The 20,428-nt window shown below is 38.5% G+C and carries 14 protein-coding genes; 3 read left to right on the plus strand and 11 right to left on the minus strand.

The features are described from left to right. Positions 1-124: 124 nt before the first annotated feature. Together gabT and AC2SLP_RS09660 are read right to left on the minus strand one after the other, a co-directional pair. Positions 125-1,384 (minus strand): 4-aminobutyrate--2-oxoglutarate transaminase, encoded by a 1,260-nt coding sequence (gene gabT / locus AC2SLP_RS09655; protein WP_486536464.1) that lies wholly within the window; start codon positions 1,382-1,384, stop codon positions 125-127. Positions 1,385-1,660: 276 nt separating this feature from the next. Further along, positions 1,661-3,115, minus strand: a complete 1,455-nt coding sequence (locus AC2SLP_RS09660; protein WP_486536465.1) for an NAD-dependent succinate-semialdehyde dehydrogenase — start codon at positions 3,113-3,115, stop codon at positions 1,661-1,663. 408 nt (positions 3,116-3,523) lie between these two features. On the opposite strand from AC2SLP_RS09660, the gene AC2SLP_RS09665 reads away from it, so the two are divergent. After that, positions 3,524-4,297 (plus strand): IclR family transcriptional regulator, encoded by a 774-nt coding sequence (locus AC2SLP_RS09665; protein ID WP_486536466.1) that lies wholly within the window; start codon positions 3,524-3,526, stop codon positions 4,295-4,297. A gap of 14 nt (positions 4,298-4,311) precedes the next feature. Here the strand turns inward: AC2SLP_RS09665 and AC2SLP_RS09670 are convergent, their stop codons facing one another. From AC2SLP_RS09670 to AC2SLP_RS09690, 5 genes are all read right to left on the minus strand, one after another. Beyond that, positions 4,312-5,172 (minus strand): hypothetical protein, encoded by an 861-nt coding sequence (locus tag AC2SLP_RS09670; protein WP_486536467.1) that lies wholly within the window; start codon positions 5,170-5,172, stop codon positions 4,312-4,314. A 67-nt stretch (positions 5,173-5,239) separates the two neighbouring features. After that, positions 5,240-7,870 carry a WG repeat-containing protein gene (locus tag AC2SLP_RS09675; RefSeq protein WP_486536468.1) on the minus strand — a complete coding sequence of 877 codons (2,631 nt, stop codon included), beginning with the start codon at positions 7,868-7,870 and terminating at the stop codon, positions 5,240-5,242. 99 nt (positions 7,871-7,969) lie between these two features. Next, entirely contained in the window at positions 7,970-9,367 is a 1,398-nt protein-coding gene (locus tag AC2SLP_RS09680; protein ID WP_486536469.1) for a tetratricopeptide repeat protein, read from the minus strand. 162 nt (positions 9,368-9,529) lie between these two features. After that, complete coding sequence (locus AC2SLP_RS09685) at positions 9,530-10,795, minus strand: CaiB/BaiF CoA transferase family protein (protein WP_486536470.1); 1,266 nt, start codon at positions 10,793-10,795, stop codon at positions 9,530-9,532. A 216-nt stretch (positions 10,796-11,011) separates the two neighbouring features. Further along, positions 11,012-12,217, minus strand: coding sequence for an acyl-CoA dehydrogenase (locus AC2SLP_RS09690; RefSeq protein ID WP_486536471.1), 1,206 nt, complete (start codon positions 12,215-12,217; stop codon positions 11,012-11,014). Between the two features lie 515 nt (positions 12,218-12,732). On the opposite strand from AC2SLP_RS09690, the gene AC2SLP_RS09695 reads away from it, so the two are divergent. Then, positions 12,733-13,653, plus strand: coding sequence for an IclR family transcriptional regulator (locus AC2SLP_RS09695; protein WP_486536472.1), 921 nt, complete (start codon positions 12,733-12,735; stop codon positions 13,651-13,653). Positions 13,654-13,709: 56 nt separating this feature from the next. Here AC2SLP_RS09695 and AC2SLP_RS09700 read toward each other — a convergent pair whose 3' ends face one another. Next, entirely contained in the window at positions 13,710-14,300 is a 591-nt protein-coding gene (locus AC2SLP_RS09700) for a hypothetical protein (RefSeq protein ID WP_486536473.1), read from the minus strand. Between the two features lie 26 nt (positions 14,301-14,326). After that, on the minus strand, positions 14,327-15,331 hold the full coding sequence (locus AC2SLP_RS09705; protein ID WP_486536474.1) for a nuclease-related domain-containing protein: 1,005 nt from the start codon (positions 15,329-15,331) through the stop codon (positions 14,327-14,329). A 246-nt stretch (positions 15,332-15,577) separates the two neighbouring features. On the opposite strand from AC2SLP_RS09705, the gene AC2SLP_RS09710 reads away from it, so the two are divergent. After that, positions 15,578-16,267 carry a hypothetical protein gene (locus AC2SLP_RS09710; RefSeq protein ID WP_486536475.1) on the plus strand — a complete coding sequence of 230 codons (690 nt, stop codon included), beginning with the start codon at positions 15,578-15,580 and terminating at the stop codon, positions 16,265-16,267. 415 nt (positions 16,268-16,682) lie between these two features. Here AC2SLP_RS09710 and tkt read toward each other — a convergent pair whose 3' ends face one another. Both tkt and serS read right to left on the minus strand, forming a co-directional pair. After that, complete coding sequence (gene tkt / locus AC2SLP_RS09715) at positions 16,683-18,695, minus strand: transketolase (RefSeq protein WP_486536476.1); 2,013 nt, start codon at positions 18,693-18,695, stop codon at positions 16,683-16,685. 342 nt (positions 18,696-19,037) lie between these two features. Beyond that, the gene (gene serS / locus AC2SLP_RS09720; protein WP_486536477.1) at positions 19,038-20,324 is read right to left on the minus strand and encodes a serine--tRNA ligase; all 1,287 of its coding nucleotides are present in this window, start codon (positions 20,322-20,324) and stop codon (positions 19,038-19,040) included. Positions 20,325-20,428 lie beyond the last annotated feature (104 nt).

The following is a 20,428-nucleotide window of genomic DNA, read 5'->3' on the forward strand; positions in this document are numbered from 1 at the left end:
CATTCCTAAAGTTTTCTTTAATCCAGACATCTTTCTCTCCTTGATAGTATCTGTTATAGCGCTCTTAACTAATGATATGAGTATGATTTAATAATGACAATTCAATCACCCACAAAGCAACCTATTAGATCACAGCTTTAATAACATCCAGACCTTCTTGTAAAACCTCATCAGAGACAGTTAGTGGTACCATAATACGTATCGCATTGCCATGACGACCACAAGAGGCTAATAATAAGCCCTTTTCAAACGCATCGGCTCTTAATTTTGCAGTTGTTTCAGCATCAGGGTTACCTTCAGAATCAACAATATCAAAAGCAAGCATCGCACCTTTGTGACGAATATTGCCTATCTTATTACTATTCAGATTTTTCAAAAATTCAGCAATACGATCACCAATAACGTTACTACGCTCAAGTAAGTTTTCTTCCTCGATCACTTCTATAACAGCTAGCGCCGCCACACAGCCAAGAGGATTACCAGAATACGTACCGCCCAACCCGCCTGGTTGAGGCGCGTCCATAACCTCAGCGCGTCCAATAACTGCTGATATTGGATAACCACCGGCTAAGCTTTTAGCACTGGTCATCATATCTGGCTCAACCCCTAGTTGCTCAGTTGCAAATAAGGTGCCTGTACGTCCAAAACAGGTTTGGACTTCATCAAAGATCAATAAGATGCCATGCTCATCGCAGATTTCGCGTAATGCTTTGGCAAATGATGGCGTAACTTGATGGAATCCGCCCTCACCCTGAACAGGCTCTATAATCATGGCTGCCACATCACTGGGATGAATACAAGATTGGAAGATCGTCTCGATACTCTCTAAAGCTTGCTCCTCAGTCACACCCAATTCTGGCGCAGGGAATAGTGCATGATAGATTGATGCAGGCATAGGCCCGAAGTTATTTTTGTAAGGGATGACTTTTCCAGTTAAGCCCATGCACATATGAGTACGTCCATGCCAGCCGCCTGCAAATGAGATAACGCCATAGCGACCAGTGCTCGCACGAGCAATTTTCATGGTGTTTTCTACCGCTTCTGCACCCGTGGTGAAGAATACCGCTTTATTATCGCCGCTAATCGGCGCAAGCTCGCAAAGTTTTTCAGCCAAGCTGACATAACTCTCATAGCTGACAATTTGCGCCGCAGTGTGCGTAAATTTATCTAATTGTTCACGTACACGTTCAGTGATTTTTGGATGGTTATGACCTGTGTTAAGTACAGAAATTCCGCCAATAAAGTCGATATAGCGATTGCCTTCAACATCCCATAACTCAGAGTTCAATGCTTTTTCTGCAAATACAGGAAATGCAATACCAAGTCCGTTTGGTAAAACCGCTTTGCGGCGTTCTAATAAAGATTGATTCGTTAGATTGCTCATAGCCACATCCTTTGTAATTTGATGCCAATGCATCCTTAATTCAGTATTATTGTTTGTCTTAATTAATGAATTGTTCTATAAAATAACGTTTAATGTTCATTTTTAAGATTGCGTATAAAAAAACTTAGCTTGGAGACTGTTCCAATTTATAGTAGATCTTTATTGATTTAATCCAATTAAACCACCTCTTTGCAACTAAACTTTCAAAGAGTAATCTTTACAACTTTAACTTTTGAGAAGTTTGTATTAAACAAGCTTCAATTAATCAAGTTTAATTTAACCAAGCTCTTGAGCCCAGTACTTGATGCTCACATACTCATCGATACCATATTTGGACCCTTCACGGCCAAAGCCAGATTGTTTTACCCCGCCAAATGGTGCCACTTCAGTTGACAAAATACCTGTATTTTGACCAACCATACCGTATTCCAAACCTTCACACACTCTCCACGAGCGTGCCAAATCATTGCTATAAAAATACGCTGCAAGCCCAAAAATTGTATCGTTGGCTTTTTTTATAACTTCTTCTTCGTTATTAAAAGTAAAGATAGTTGTGATTGGTCCAAAAATCTCTTCATGCGCAATGTCCATATCTTGTGTCACATTGCTAATCACAGTTGGATTCATCGTTAATTCGGAGGCCTCGTTTAGATCGCCACCTGCTAATAATTCAGCACCCTTGTCTAATGCGTCTTTAAGAAGATCGGTTACTTTTTCTAGCGCACCCTTATTAATAAGTGGCCCGATATCAACACCTTCTTTTAGTCCATCGCCAACGGTTAAGGTTTTTACTTTCTGTAAAAATACGGTTAAGAACTCTTCTTTAATTGCTTCATGTACATAAATTCTATTCGCACAAACACAGGTTTGACCCGCATTGCGATATTTGGCAGCGATAAGGCCATCAGCTGCTTTTTCTAAATCGGCATCATCAAATACAATAAATGGTGCATTGCCACCAAGCTCTAATGACAGTTTTTTTATAGTTGGTGCACATTGCGCCATCAGTGTGCGTCCTACCTCAGTTGATCCGGTAAATGATAGCTTATGGACACGTTTGTCTGAGGTAAGTACGTCACCAATGACAGCTGACTTACCCGTAACAATTTGCAGGACACCTTTTGGAATACCAGCTTGTATAGCAAGCTCTCCCAATGCTAATGCAGATAAAGGAGTTTCGGTCGCAGGCTTAACTATCATGGTACAACCTGCTGCTAATGCAGGCGCAGCTTTACGTGTAATCATGGCCGACGGAAAGTTCCAAGGTGTAATGGCCGCGCATACGCCTACTGGCTGCTTTAGAACGGTAATACGCTGTGAAGATTTGGTGGCTGGTATGACATCACCGTATACACGTTTACCCTCTTCACTAAACCAGCGAATAAAGCTGTTTGCATAAGTAATTTCACCGCGCGATTCTTTTAGCGGCTTACCTTGCTCTGCGGTCATAATAACTGCCAAATCTTCATGATTCTCATCAATGAGATCTGCCCATTTATTAAGTAACTTGCCACGTTCAGCTGCGGTCATTTTTGCCCAGCTTCGCTGTGCAGATTCTGAATCACTGACGGCTTGTTCAACTTGTGACTGAGTCAGACTAGGAACGTGACCTATTTTTTCACCATTATAAGGATTCACAACATCTATAGAAGCTTCATCTTCTGCGGAGATCCAGCCAGTACCAACTAGACATTGAGACTTTAGTAAATGTTTATTTTTTAGATTTATCATTTTAACCGTCCTTGAGATTGCAATGTTATTGACTTTAAATAGCTATTGTATTGATATAAGTAAGTTTTAAATTTTTTAAACGAAATGAACAGTAACTGCTAAAACCTTTTTTAAATTGAAATAATATATTCTAAATAAAAGGTAATAATGATATAATTCAATATATTGAATTCATATTTCATATACAAGATGAATTATTATAGGTATAAACTTATTTATAATGCAATACCATTATTGAAGTTTATTTTAGATGAATCATATTAATAAGATTTACGAATAATTTTGCTTAGGCTATTTTAAATGCCCTAATATAGCTTTAGTACTATGCTCTCATAACATCAACACTTATAATGCGAAACATAAAATGTGTAGCTTTAAATTTAGTCATACCTACATAGGATTAAAATATTGAAATCTAATCATAAAAAGCCAGCGGTAAGCGTACCAGCTATTGATAAAATGTGTCTCATTCTTGATTTAATTACGGATACCAATTACCCATTAACTTCCGCTGAAATTGCTGAAGAATTAAAGTTACCGCGTAGTAGCACACACAATATTTTGCAAAGCTTATTGGCCAAACATATCGTGTACAAAGATCGTGATAATCGTTTTCAATTGGGGTCATATCTTTTGTACTGGTCGGGTAAATATGAAAAGCAGAACAGTATTATTGATATTTTTCATGAAGTGATATCGCAGCACCCTACTCTATTGGATCATACAGTAACTCTGTCAGAAATAGACGGTACTGAGGTAGTATTTCTAGCATGTCATGAGTCTCCAGCTCCCTTAGGGTTTACCTTTAGGTCAGGTGTTCGCGTGCCGGCGCCTTTTTCAGCGACTGGTAAAGCAATGCTGTCGGCTTATGATGATGAAACCCTTCTTAAATTATTAGGTGACATAATGCCAGAACCTTATACTTCTCGAAGTGTACAGTCATTGGATAAGCTATTAAGTGAATTGGATCAGGTTCGTCAAACTGGCGTCTCATTAGATGATGGTCAGCTTCGTGAAGGTATGTATTGTATGGGTACTTATATAGCTGATGCTGAAGGTCAGCCCATTGCAGGAATGGCCGTGAGTTTTGTCAAACAAGAATATGAGTGTCAGCGCGAAGTGGTGAGTCAAGCTTTGCTTGCATTAGCCAAGGATATTTCCGCGCGGATGGGAGGCAGTTGAATAGGGTTTACTATTTAATCGCTATTATATTGGAATTGTTTATGGTAATCCGCCCACCCATATTTAAGATATTTTGGATTAGGCGAAAAGCCGCCTGCACCGATGTTCAAATCAGGGACAATTTCATTAATTAATTTATAGTCGGCCCAGACAGCTATCTTAGTTTTATCGCTCGCATAGGGAGACCATTTACCATAGTATAGATTGTTGAAGTAACTATCAGAATAATAGTTAATATAGTTGTAGTGCATTACGTTATCGTCTGTCAAATACCACTTACTATAAAGCTTACCACTAAATACACCACTATATTTTTGGTTCGGGTTCTCTTTTAATACGTAATCGAATACTGCAAATCCTTGTTCAACCAATCCTTTGTTTTTATATTCCTCATCAACCCCATAATCAAAATCTGCGTAGATATAAATATCGTTAAGAGTTAATACGCCTTCAAAATCATTTAAATTATTTTTAACTTTAGATGTCCCTAATATTTGATAACGCTGAAATTGATTGGGAACTTGTCGAACTTGATCGATCTTCATAATTAAACGTTGGTAATTACTGCCTATGATTCCAATATTGTAATCAGTACGTTCGATAGACCCAGCTATTGCATTGGTAAAATCATATTTATCAAAATTTATGGGATCTATTCTACTGATGTTACGATAACCCTCAGTTGTATAATCAATTAAAACTTTAAAAATAGTTTCATCCATATCACCGCTATAAGCGTGATCATCACTTGTTAGCTGTCTTAAATAAAACTCATCAAAATCAGTATCAGTATCAGCATAACTATAGGTGGTATGACTTATACAGATAATGGCTACAAGTAGTGAGGTTAAAAACTGCTTTCTATAGACTATCAATGGGTATGCCTTTATAAACGTGAGCGTATTTGATTGATATGTTTAGTTTTTTGAATAACTGTGTATATCAAAATTTAGAATCATGACTAATTTCTATTAGATTTAAATCGTGATCATATTTATGTACTAAACCTTTACTAAATGCATAAATATAAACCTCATCTTCGGCATAAGAAACCTCAATATAATCATAGTCGAATGGCAATAAAACGTTACCTGACTTATCAATTAAGCCAAATTTTATTACTTTAGAGTTATTTAACGATTCGCCAGATAATCCATCAAGTTCCAATTGTTTCGTTAATTTATCTGAATCATATTCACCTTTAATCGTAACAGATTTTGCAGCAATGAAATGAGGAGGATAGTTAATAGAAGCTATACCTATATATTTATCCAAAAACAATAAATCACCATTAGCATCAATCACTCCTTTATTGTCACCAATAGTCACTATAAACATTGGGGTAATAATATTATTTATTAAATCTTCTTTGGTATTTGCAATTCCTGCATATTTAATATCATCATAATTACCCTTAATAACCTCTTTACCTTTATTCAAATTCCATAAACTCAAATATCCTTTGATATCTTCTAGCCTAATAAACTGTTCAGTAGATTGAAGTTTCAAATATTCATTACTGTCACCGTTTTTATCGATTAAAATTTGAGTATTCAAAGGTTCAACTAAAGTAATACTATTTTCTGCTTTTAATAACAATTCCCCATTAAGACTATATAGCTCGTAGTGCCCATTATTTATAGTAAGGATAAAATCATTATATTCATCAGCGTTAATATCCTGAAATACAGTAGGTAGAATTTGCTTTCCATGAGTAAGCTCTATCAATCCAAACAAACCTTTATTTTCAATGAATAGATAATCATCATAACCAGAATTTTTTAAAACTGGTATCGTCATATCCTGCATCGGTACAACCAGTTGACCGTTAGCATCTAAAATACCTGTTAATCCATTACGCTTAATTTCATATAGTTTTTTTTCATCAGGTTGATTGGTATTAGAACCTATCTGGGATATAGCGTCATATTCAATTGGCAATATGACTTCATTAAACACGGTAACTAACCCGTACTTATCACCAAGGCGAACTTTTAAAAACCTGTCTTGAGGGTAAATATCATCATAAATATTGGGAATGATAATTTCATTATGAGCGGTTACCAAACCACGCTTATTATTTAAGGTATTCATAAATATAGAGTTAGCATCATATGAGTAGCTATAATTCAAACTAGTGTCGCTATCTATAATCAAGGGTGTTAATTTTGAATTACTATTGGATGATAAATAAAGTTCATTATTCGTTGGTATAGAATATTTGAGCGAACCTGGTTTAGGTCCTGATGTCATGTTATCCAAATCAATTGGATGTAGTCTACTCAATGGATGTATGTGATCATAGAAAAAACTTGGTTTTAAAGTTTTATTTGTTGTGTCAAAGATCAAAACTGATTGTTTATTGTCTTGTTCAACGACTATAGGTTTATTGATAGAATATGAATCTATAATGTCATCATAAATAGGTTGTAATATTACATTAGCACTACCGTCAATAAGGCCATGTTTCTCATTTATAGTAAATTGATATATATCATCGCCTAAACCTTTTAGACTACGTGAAGACTCAATGATGGTTTCACCTTTATCATTAACTATCCTTTCTAATATAATATTATTACCATTATGAAAATCATTTGGCGAACTTTTAAATAGTGAGATTGATTGACGTAGTAGGTTAATTTCATCATTAAATATATTTATATTATTACGATAATCTTCTTCAACAATAGTTTTACCATCTTCATCGGTAACTCCAACCCTATTATTAACATAGTGAACGAATATTAGCTTATTGGTTAAACAACTATATTTTGTGTCAATTCGGTAGTATTCTATAGGAAGAACAATCTGACCAGTATGATCTATCACACCTTTGTTTTTAATTTTATCGACGAACTGAATATTAGTTTTATAAATTACCTTAAAAAAACTTTTATTATCTTCAAAATTTGTATGGATCGGATATATTGTTTTAATTTTTTTAGATAATTCAAGAGCATTCTCATTCTCACTAGCTTTAGGGAATATCCATTCACCCTTATCATTAATTAAAGCCGATCCTTTTGAATTGCCATCCACAATTTTGACAGAATAAACACTAGGGTCATGACTTGGCAATATATCGTGATAACTAAAATCAAGTATAAGCTTACCGTCTGAACCAATAACACCCTTGAGTCCATTTCTCTTAGCAATTATTCTAAAGTCACTGAATTTTCTTATATTATAAATATTTGAAAATAGGGTATTATTATACTTATCAACTAATTCATATGTAGCACCATGAACTCTAATTTTTAAACCATAAGGATTATTTAAATTATAGTCATCGTGATCTATATCCTCCACCGTTTGCGGGAGACAAACTTTAGTTGAGTCAGTGCTAACATAGGACGCGGCAACCTTTTCGTTGATATTGGAACTGGCACTGACACTGGCACTGGCACTGGCACTGGCACTGGCACTGGCACTGGCAATTAAGCTGAAAATGACAAAGGACAGTACAGAACAGTTACTAATTATTTTAAGTTCGGGTCTGATAAAATTTTGGTTAATCGAATTTAGTGTTTTTGAAAAAGATACTATCTTTTTCCATAAAAGAAGTTTCATATTTATAGCTTTTAATTATAGGGTCATTTATAGTTTTACTATTTCTGTTAAGCGAAATCTAAATTTATACAACTAAAGAAATAACGTTTAAATACTAACTCAATCAACATATCCATTAAGATTTGCAAGATTAATCTTAGCCGTCTCATTTCCCCAACTTGACGCCTTGCGATACCACATCAAGGCTTTCTCATAATCCACATCAACACCTTCACCTTGCTGATACATCCAGCCTAAGTTATTTTGCGCTAAGGGAAGATCTTGCTCTGCGGCTTGTTTAAACCAGTACATGGCTTTTGCATAATCCTGTTCTACATATAAACCATCGCGATAGTTGATTCCGAGATTATACTGAGCTAAAGCATGGCCTTGTTCTGCAGCTTTTTTATACCAGTATAATGCTTGCGTCGAGTCCTTAGGAACACCTTTAGCATTTTCATAGATTATTCCTAATTCATATTGAGCTATATCTAATCCTTCATTTGCAGCTTTAGTATACAGTTCAATACCTTTATCAATATTTTGAGGTACAGACTTTCCATTAAAATAAAATGTCCCAAGATTAAAAATAGCAATTGTATTGCCTTTATTCGCGGATTTTTTAATCATAACGAATGCTTTATCAATATCTTGTTCAACGCCCTGCCCATATTCATAAAGGACCGCCAAATCGTTTAATGCTTTAGCATGCCCTTGTTCAGCAGATTTAGTAAACCACTCGACTGTTTTATCAATATTTGGACAGACCTCATCACTACTTTGATAAATCTCACCTAGTTCATACTGTGCTTGTTTACTACCGTGCTCAGCGGCTTTAAGCGTCTTTTTGAAATGCTTGCTTGTATTATTATATTCTACACAAGGTTTTCGTTGTTCTAATTCAAGAGCGTTTAGATTATTTCGCGCCAAAAAACTACTGTATTTGATTGCTTCTTTATACCAGCTCGAAGCTGTCTTTATATCTTTGGGGACGCCTTTTCCTTGATGATATACCCATCCCATGTTATTTAACGCTGAGGGTTCTTTAAACTCAGCCGATTTTTCAAACCAATTTATCGCTTTTTGATAATCTTGTTCTACACCCCTACCTTCAAAGTACATCCACCCAATGTTATTTAACGCTAATGGGTAGTTCTGTTGCGCAGCTTTTTTATACCAATGCATAGCTTTATCAAAATCTTGAACACCACTGTTCTCATCATTGTAAATCGTACCTAAATTATATTGAGCCACTCTATTACCCTGATTAGCGGCTTTTTCATACCATTCAATTGCTTTGGCATAATCCTGTGGTATACCAAGTCCATCCTCATAAACTTGTGCCAACTGAATTTGAGCGATCTCATCACCATTCAATGCAGCTGAGTATACATCTGTAAAACCATTTACCGGATTGCCGGTATAATTAAATACTGAAGGACGTTCTTCATCACTGTGGGAGGTTTGATCAGGTTCATTGGTGCATGCATTTAGGGGTATGAGAAAGGTAAGGCTCAATAATAGAGCCTTATAAAGTTGAAGGTAAATTTTGTTCAAGGCGCGATCCCTAGCAAAAGGTATAAGGTATAAAGTTTAGGACTTAGTTTATTATATACACTTAATAATTAAGTTAACATTCAAACCTTAAAAATACTCCTTTATTGTTCAATATTTTTAAATCTAAATAATACCATCTGCTTTAAGATTATCTATAGTTTCGCGGTCATACCCAAGTGCAGATAGGGTTTGATCAGTATGTTCACTAAGTTTAGGCGGCGGTGTGCGATAGCTTACCGGCGAGTCTGATAGTTTTATCGGGCTTCCAAGCGCTTTAATTGGACTATTCTCGAAGCTGACAATCATTTCTCTCGCGGCAACTTGAGGCATGGCCAAAGCTTCTGTGACATTATGAATAGGACCACAGGGCACACCCATAGCTTGAAGCTCACTTAACCAATAATCCCGAGTATTTTGTTTAAAAGCTTTAGACAACATGGCCTGTAAGCGGTCTCGATTAGCCACTCGATTTGGATTGGTAGCGTATTGTTTATCTTCATTTAGGGGTAGCTCTAATAGCTTACAGACTTTTGCAAATTGACTATCATTACCACAAGCGAGAATAAAGTGATTGGCATCAGCCGTTTCGAATACTTGATAAGGGGTAATATTAGGGTGCGCGTTACCCAGTCGCGGCGGCGTTGTATTTGATGCCAATTGGTTCATACCAATATTGGCTAGCATAGCCACTGCACTATCCAATAGGGCCACATCGACATATTGACCTTTACCCATTTTTTCACGTGCCAGCAGCGCCGCTTCAATACCTATGGTCAATTGCAGTCCAGCAAACAGATCAACTACAGCCACACCTACTTTATGGGGCTCTCCATCAGCGGGGCCTGTGATGCTCATGAGCCCCGACAGACCTTGGATAATATAATCGTATCCAGGTTTGTTAGCATAAGGACCATATTGCCCAAAACCGGTTAAAGAAGCATATACAAGCTTGGGGTTTATCTCTTTTATAGTCTCATAATCTAGACCATATTTTTTAAGCCCGCCGACCTTAAAGTTCTCAACCAGTACGTCACTATCGGCGGCTAAAGTTTTGATTATTTGCTGCCCTTCAGGTTTTGTAATATCGACCGTGATTGATTTTTTATTTCTATTGACAGTCGCAAAGTATGCTGCTGTTTTTGTACCGTCCTTCGGGTCTACAAAGCTAGGCGGGTTCCAATGTCTGGTTTCATCGCCGATAAGCGGACGCTCAACTTTGATAACCTCGGCTCCCAAATCAGCTAATATCTGGGTACACGACGGCCCTGCCAATACTCGTGATAAATCGAGAACCTTAATGCCTTTTAATGCTTGTTGTGCTAATGCTGCATTAGGGGCTTTCGAAGACAGATGATTGGAAGGATCAGACGATGATTGATTTGATAGCATAATGTACTCTCTTAAAGTCTATCTACTTACTGATTGAGATGAGAAGTTGACCTATTACCAAGCACGAACCTGATTTAAAATAATGAAACGATGTTAAACTAAGAATCGTCCAAAACATTCATTTCACCATTAAATAAACAATGAGAAAGATGTTTTGAACGATACATCAACCATAAGGTAATATGGCAAGCACAAATTGAAAAAAACACAGTAGACTCAAGCAAATGCCTGAATGCCAGTAATCGCACGTCCTAATATCAATGCATGCACATCGTGTGTACCTTCGTAGGTATTGACAGCTTCAAGATTCATAACATGACGAATGACATGATATTCATCGCTAATACCGTTGCCGCCATGCATATCACGAGCCACGCGAGCTATATTTAGGGCTTTGCCGCAATTATTACGCTTAATAAGAGAAATCATTTCGGGGGCGGCGTTATGCTCATCCATTAGGCGTCCGACACGTAAAGCGGCTTGAAGACCTAGTGAGATTTCAGTTTGCATATCTGCCAGTTTTAACTGCACCAACTGAGTCGCCGCTAAAGGACGGTTAAACTGTTTTCGATCGAGCGTGTACTGACGCGCCGCTTTCCAACAAAACTCTGCCGCACCCATAGAGCCCCATGCGATGCCATAACGCGCTTTGTTTAGGCATCCAAAGGGTCCCTTTAGTCCACGTATCTCTGGGAACGCGTTTGCTTCGGGCACAAACACATTATCCATGACAATCTCACCCGTTATTGAAGCGCGTAGTGAGAACTTACCCTCAATCTTCGGTGCAGATAATCCTTCCATGCCTTTTTCTAAAACAAATCCGCGAATCTCATCGTGATCGTCTTTCGCCCATACCACAAACACGTCTGCAATAGGACTGTTGGTGATCCACATTTTACTGCCTTTTAACCGATAGCCACCCTCTACCTTTTTTGCGCGCGTCTTCATCGATCCTGGATCAGATCCCGCATCAGGCTCAGTTAAACCAAAACAACCCACATATTCCCCTGTGGCTAGTTTTGGTAAGTATTTCTGCTTTTGTGCTTCTGTGCCATACGCCCATATTGGATGCATAACCAAACTTGATTGAACACTCATCGCAGAACGGTAGCCTGAATCTATGGCTTCAACCTCTCTTGCTATAACGCCATAGGCGACACTTGATAAGCCTGCACACCCATAACCGTCGATAGTCACGCCTAATAATCCAAGCTCGCCCATTTGGCGCATGATGTTACGATCAAAGTTTTCATGACGATTGGCTTTTAAAATACCTGGCATCAATTCAGTTTTACAAAAATCGTGCGTCGACTTTTGCACCATCTGCTCTTCTTCGGTGAGCTGATTGTTTAATAAAAATGCATCTGACCATTCAAAAGTTGGACGCTCGGTTGCGTAAGCGGTATTGGTATCTGATGACATAACAAACTCCGTTTAATTATTTAAAGATAATAGTTTGGTGATAACTTTTTGTCTGGTGCTAAATTATGCTAGTTAATTGATGGTTGATTAGATGTGTCTATAACTTAAGAAACAGATTAACTAAAATGATTTGATTAATCGACGTTTAGCGTTATAGCCAAATAATAAAATAGCTGATAAACTTATCATGTTTCGTATAGCGGAACAAAGTTTCGTTTATTGAAATTATTAAACCAAATTCCTTTAGTTAAGTAAAGACATTGCGATTAAATTTATAATTACTATTGGCACTAAAGCTAATTGATCTTCAAATTTATAGCTCCAAACACTTCGAGCCACAGTTAAAGAAATCTAAAATGTTTAGAAGGTAACCGAGTGCAAGTACTACTAGGGTAGGCTTAACGAGGTTAACACCGTGACTCTTTATAAGTTCGCTGACTATAGTAGGGCGAGCGAGGTTAACACCGTAATCGTTTAGTATTTCATGGACTATAATTCGATTTATAAGAATAAAGATGTCCGATGCATGTCGCACAAACACACAATGGATGAATATAAAAAATATGAATACTCTGCGTACGAGCATAATGGATGATATAAAGCGCGCTAAAGAACATGAAGATAAAGCCTTTATCACGGCGCTAGCACGAGGATTGTTATTATTGAGCGTGTTTGAGGATGAACAGGAACTGACCCATCATCAATTGTGCGATAAAACAGCCTTGCCAAAGGCTACCATAAGTCGACTATTGCATACCTTAATAACCTTAAAATTTATTAACCGCACTCATAACGAGCGTTATAAACTTGGTAAAAACTTACTCAAGCTTAGTGCGAGCGCCCTGCAAAACCATGATATGGTTGAAGAAGCATTACCTTTGTTAAAAGAATTTGCGTTAAAACATCAAGTATCAGTGAATATTGCGACTCAAAGCGAAGGTGAAATGCGTTATTTAGCATGTTACCGCAGCCCAGCGAGACTGGCCGTTAATTTAGCAGTAGGCTCGACCGTACCTATAGCACAAACTGCGATTGGGCGGGCTTACTATGCTGCGTTAAGCCCTGTTCTTAAGCAGCAACTTATAAATGAATTGAACTTAGGCATGGAAGGTCTAAACGAGCAGTATAATCAACCAGATAAAAATAAATGCACACATTCTAATAACGGAAAAAGTAGTCGCGAGATTCGAGAAGATTCACTTCAAAAGCTCAACGAGGCAACTGAGTTTTATCAAGAACATCATTATTGCTATTCAGATGGGGAGTTTTCACAAGATATATTAGCGGTGGCCGTACCTCTATACGATTCTCTTACTGGTGAATATCATTATTCTATCAACGCCAGTGTGCCAAGAGCGGTATGGAATAAAACTGATTATATTACGTACATTGTGCCGCATTTAAAAACTTTGGCTGGTCATATTGAATCGCTTTAATTCGATTGCAGCTATCAATCTATCTATTGCCAATTCTTTAATAAGCGCGGTGGTTACTATTTATGAGCCTGATTTATAGAATCTAAATTATCTAGCTGGTCTAGCCTATTTTTATAGATGTTGACGATGTTTTCAGGATTCCAATCACTACGTTCAGATTTACCATGTCCAAGTGAGGTCTCGCCATTCAATACACCATCTTTAAAATAATACTGATAGTTCCAAATATCTAAGATTTCTGCATCATTAGATTTTACATACTCCCATTCCATAGCGTAAATAATTTCATTATTGATGTCATAATAAATTTCGCCCATCTCTATATAGTCTTCTAATGACTTGATGCTAATGATCCTATGACCTTGAGATGGTTCACATATAATCCAATTATGCGAATTGGTATAATAGCTTACGACTTTTATATTATCAGCATCGCATTTAGAATATTGTAATGAAAATTGTGCATCAATCTTCTCTATCAGTGCTTTATCCTGCTTAAGCTTTATATTTGTAGCATCAGGCTCATATTGACCCGCCACACTATCGGTTACGCTGTTATTAGTATTAGCAGTTGCACTTAGTGAGCATAAACTAGATAGCAATAGGCTAATCAGTACGCTAATAAATAACTGATTTATTTTTATCATTAAAGTCTCATATTCAAATCAACAATTTATGTAATATTAACAACGCCACGACATTTAGGAAATTTAGCACAGCCGTAAAATTCTTGACCTTGACGAGCCCCTTTTTTGGCTTTGCGTTTAATCATTTCGCCATGGCAATTTGGGCAGGTTGCCACTGTAAACATCGGTGTACTTTGCTCTATCGTAGGCTCATTGATAGCTACGCCACCCGTAGATGAGGTCTGTGGCGATTTTTGAGCCTTTAGATTTGAGGTATTTAAGTATAGCGTATTGTCATCGATTTTATCGTCACATAATGACTTTGAAGTGGTTGTTTGACTATGTGTTGTTTGATTATGTGTAGTTTGGTTATGCGTTGATTGAGTTTGTTCATTTGTAGATGTAGCAAATTTAGGTAGGGCTGGATTCTGCGACGCTTGCATTTGATGATTCGACGTTTGGTTAAGTTTTATATTATTCTTGTCTTTAACCTTTTGCTTAACATAGGCTTTATGATGTAAATTAGTTTTAAAGGATTTGCTAAAACGTTCCGACTCAATGTTTGCGACTATTTGAGATACTTGCTGTGGCGTTAGCAACTCTGTTTGTTTGTCTTTAATATAAGGAATCCAGCCATTAGCCAACACATTTTTGGGTAACTTATCTTTTGTCTTTAGCTGGCAGTCGCCTATAAATGCGATGACTGAATGAAACTTGTCTTCTTCTAATTGTAGTAAGTCGCTAAGCGTTTTGATATGCAGGTAGTTTTGGCGTAATGGATTTTGAAACTTAAACTTGCGTTTGTGCAATACCTGCGTCCACTGCGCTTGGTTTTCGCTACCAAATATCCAACCTTTGTAGTTTTTGGTTTCAATCACAAAGATACCAAATTTTGAGACAATAACATGATCGATTTGAGTACTGCCGCCATCAGGTAATGGCAAGGTGACGTTGTTGATACGGTGATAGACTTCTTTATCGAGCATTAGCCAAGTGCCGACATTAATAACCGCTTCGCCTAGCATACCTTTTAGGGTGGATTTTAGGGACATATTATTTCTCCAACGATAAGTTACAGTAGGGTTTAGTCGTCAATATTTTCACACCTGTTAATGACTTTAATATATTCCTTTGGTACGCCTTGACTGTACTATTGCAATACTTATGTTGTAGAGGTTGCACAAATTTTATGAGCGCTATGACATAATTTAAGTAAAATCACTGTATTAGTCAGGAAGACATAAGCGTAACATAAATGCCACCTAAATTTAGTCTTACCGCTTTTGGAGCGTTGTTTAATGAGATTTATACCACTGCTTTGTCTTTTATTATTAACCGGTTCTTGTACCCAAACAAATGTCCAAAAAAAAGTAGAGACAACATCTACCTTGCTCGAAAATCAAGCCATTATGCAAAGTGCATTACAGGTGATATCAATTGAGCAGTTCTCAAGCAACTGTACTATTGAGAACGAGGTGTTTAATGACAGCTCATCTTTATGGTCAATATCAGACTTACTTCAAGTTCAATCTGTTATTAAGCAAGATTTAACCCAAGACGGTGTCGAGGAGTTGATAGCGTTACTTCGCCCTAGTGATAACTCTCAAGCATTTTGCGACTCATCATTATTTGGGGACGTTATGATAGTGATAACAGACCTTAATACCCATGAAACGATTAGTCAAAATCTAAATATAGGTTATGCCTCGGTACCTAAATTATTCAGCAGTCAGCTATATAACGATAACAATGGGTTTTATTTGGATTATGAGACAGGACAGTCGATAAAGTGTAGTAATAGAATCGGATTCATATTAGAGAAAAGTACGTTATATATAGATATGTTGGAATCTATCTGTTATGTACCTTCAGCTGATGATAGTAATGATATAGGCTGGCAAGAACGGTTATTTGAGAATGAATTGGTTAAGCCTGAAGATATTGATTTAATAGCTGTGTTTGATGAGTTGCAATTGGCTTTTTTTTAGGGGTTAATATGGGGATAGAGATTTTTATTTAATTTATAAAATTTATAAAACGTAATGTAGGTAGGTTAAGCGAAGTAAAACCCTACGAAGAAATACTTCATGTCACAGGTTAACGCCTACTCTACCCAACTACTATTATAAATTTCATCATGAGTAACAATAAAAAGTTGCAACGGAGGAGCGGTTTAGCCTCGATTGAAACGGATATACTTGCTTGACCACTGGGTTGCGGTGACTTAGCTAGGAGTGTTATCGAGGCAACAGGAACGCTACTGGCTTTAGTCACCGCCCCAGTGGGCAAGTAAGATAGGCGTGAAAAGCGAGATTAGCTTCAAAAATCTTTATTTAAACCAAAAAAAAGAGTTGCCAGTAATTCTGTCAACTCTTTATTATTTTGCAATTTAGAGACTTAGTTTTATTTAACTAAGTCGGTGACCGCTTCAACCACCGCATCAGCCGTAATGCCGAATTCTTTAAACAGTTCACTTGCTGGGGCAGATTCACCATAAGTGGTCATGCCGATAACCTTGCCGTCAAGTCCAACAAACTTGTACCAATAATCCACATGACCCGCCTCGACTGCAACACGCGCCAAAATGTTTGATGGCAATACTGACTCACGGTAATCAGCATCTTGTTGGCTATACACTTCGGCACATGGCATGGAGACCACACGAACACCAATGCCCTGCTCGCTTAGCGTATTATAAGCATCCATCGCCAACCCAACTTCTGAACCAGTGGCGATAATAATAGCTTGCAGTTCATTATCAGCGCCGCCTTTTTCTTTAGCAAGTACGTAGCCACCTTTAGCGATGTTGGCGACTTGTTCATCGTCACGCTGTTGATGCGGTAAACCTTGACGGCTAAAGATAAGCGCACTTGGGGTACTATCCGCTTTTAGAGCCTCAGTCCATGCGGTTGCCGTTTCGACCGTGTCACAAGGACGCCAGGTATGTAGGTTTGGCGTGGTGCGTAGGCTGGTAAGTTGCTCAATGGGCTGGTGCGTGGGTCCATCTTCACCAAGACCGATGGAGTCATGAGTGTAAACATGAATAACACGCTGTTTCATAAGCGCACCCATGCGAACAGCATTGCGCGCGTATTCCATAAACATAAGGAAGGTGGCGACGTAAGGAATAAATCCACCATGTAGGGCAATACCGTTGGCGATGGCGGTCATACCAAATTCACGCACGCCGTAGTAGATGTAGTTGCCGTCCGCATCGGTGTCGATACCTTTAGCGTCTTTAAACAGGGTTAAGTTGGAACCTGCAAGATCGGCTGAACCGCCCATGAGTTCAGGTAGCATGGGCTGGAAGGTGTTAATCGCATTAAAACTGGCTTTACGACTGGCGACGTCTTCGCCTTGCGCTTGGCATTGAGCGATGTAGTCTTGGGTTTTTTGATTAAAGTCGCTTGGTAAGTCACCATTTAGACGACGTAAAAGCTCTTCAGCAAGCTCTGGGTAGGCTTTTTTGTAGGCGTCAAAGTCGGCTTGCCAGTTTTTTTGTTGGACGTCGCCTTTGACTTTGCCGTCCCATGCTTGATAGATTTCGTCGTCTAGCTCAAACGGGGCATGTTTCCAAGCCAACTCTTCACGAGTTAGTGCAATTTCTTCGTCACCAAGCGGCGCACCGTGGCTTGAGGCTTTGCCTTGTTTGTTAGGGCTTCCGACACCGATGATGGTTTTACAGATGATAAGACTTGGTTTGCTGGTCTCCGCTAGGGCGTCTTCGGTGGCTTGGGTGATGGCATCAGTGTCATGACCGTCCACTTTGATGACTTGCCAGCCGTAGGCTTCAAAACGTTTTTGGGTGTCATCGGTGAACCAACCTTCAACGTCACCGTCGATTGAGATACCGTTGTCGTCGTAATAGAAAACGAGTTTACCAAGTCCTAGCGTACCAGCTAGCGAGCAGACTTCATGACTGATGCCTTCCATTAAGCAACCATCACCTAAAAATGCGTAGGTGTTGTGGTCGATTATGTTGTGACCGTCACGGTTGAATTGTGCCGCTAACGTTTTTTCAGCAATGGCAAAGCCTACGGCATTGGCAATACCTTGCCCGAGTGGACCTGTGGTGGTTTCAACACCAGGAGTGTAGCCAAGCTCTGGGTGACCAGGGGTTTTAGAGTGTAATTGACGAAATTGTTTTAGGTCTTCGACACTGACGTCATAGCCGGTGAGGTGTAATAGCGCATAAATCAGCATAGAGCCATGACCGTTGGATAGAACAAAGCGGTCACGGTTGTGCCATTTTGGGTCGGCAGGGTTGTGCTTTAAGAATTTACGCCATAACACTTCAGCGATGTCTGCCATGCCCATGGGCGCACCCGGATGACCAGAGTTGGCTTTTTGTACCGCATCGAATGAGAGTACACGGATGGCATTTGCAAGTTTACGCTCGGCTATTGGGGTCGACATAGAGTATCCTAGGTTTTAAATAAAGTATGAAGAGATTGCAAAACAGGTAAAGGATCTTAATAAAGCACTTACAATTTTATTATCTAGCATATAAAATTCGGCGCTATTCTAACATGAAGTTAGCCGTACTGGCAGTCGCTATAATTTGATTTTAAAATGTGCTTAGACTTTAAAACTAATCCTAAATACTATCTAACTGTAAAGTTAGAAACCTACCTTTAAACTAGAGATTAATAAAGTAAATTAATAGTCGATTTGTGTATTGAAAAACGTTATCTACTTATTAGGGTCTGTTGCTTATATATATGGTTTCAAATTACTGATACCTATTGATAATTGAGTTTACAAGCTAATCTTATCTACCCCACCCATAAATGGACGTAATACTTCTGGAATGGAGATACTGCCATCTTCATTCTGATGGTTTTCCATGACGGCGAGCAGGGTACGCCCAACTGCTAAGCCTGAACCATTAAGGGTATGCGCCAACGTGGTTTTTTTACCCTCTTTAATGCGCGTACCCATACGGCGAGCTTGGAAGTCGCCACAGTTTGAACAACTTGATATTTCGCGGTAGGTATCTTGGCTTGGCAACCAGACTTCAATGTCGTAAGTACGTTTGGCGCTAAATCCCATATCACCAGTACACAATTTAACCACGCGGTACGGTAAGTCCAGTTCTTGCAATATAAATTCCGCTTGGGCGGTCATGGCTTCTAACAGATCGTCTGATTCATCGGGTTTGGCAATATTTACCATTTCTACTTTTTCAAACTGATGCTGACGGATAAGCCCTCGTGTATCACGACCATGCGAGCCTGCTTCGCTTCTAAAACAAGGTGTATGCGCAGTGAATTTAAGCGGTAACTCATCAGCATGTAAGCGCTCACCGCGTACCAAGTTGGTCATCGGTACTTCGGCAGTGGGAATTAAATAGAAGTTAGTGCCGTCATTATTGGTATGATTGGTCAGCTTAAATAAATCATCTTCAAACTTTGGTAATTGCCCTGTGCCTTGTAGGCTATCGGAGTTTACAATATAAGGTACATTGCATTCCGTATAACCATATTTATTGATATGCGTGTTAAGCATAAATTGAATTAAGGCACGGTGAAGTTGTGCCAGTGACCCTTTAAGCACACTAAAGCGACTACCCGTAACTTTAGCAGCGGTTTCAAAGTCAAGCAACCCTAAAGCTTCACCAATGTCAGTATGGTCTTTAATCTCAAAATCAAACTGCCGTGGTTCGCCCCACTTACGAACTTCAACATTGTCCTCTTCTGACCCGCCTATAGGTACGTCATCGGCTGGGATATTGGGGATTTGTAGCGCAGCGTTATTGATTGTGTCTTGTAGTGTTTTTAATTGTTCTTCTGCTTGCTTCATATCACTACTGATGGTTTGCATTTGTGCGAGTAACTCAGTAGCGTCTTCACCATTCTTTTTGAGCATGCCTACTTTCTTAGCACCAGCATTCTTTTGTGCTTGCAGCTCTTCGGTTTTGACCTGTAACGTTTTACGCTGCGACTCTACGTCTTCCCAGAAAGGTACGTCTAATGCATAACCACGGGTGGCAAGTTTATCCTTTAAGGTTGTCAAATCCTGGCGAAGTAATTTTGGGTCTATCATGGCGCACCTTTATAATTTTTTTATAACTAATAAATATATGATTATGGCATTTTGGTTAAGGGGTATGATATCAATTGAAAGCATATTTGACTATGTTTAAACTT

It is taken from the genome of Psychrobacter sp. CX21 (assembly GCF_057396255.1).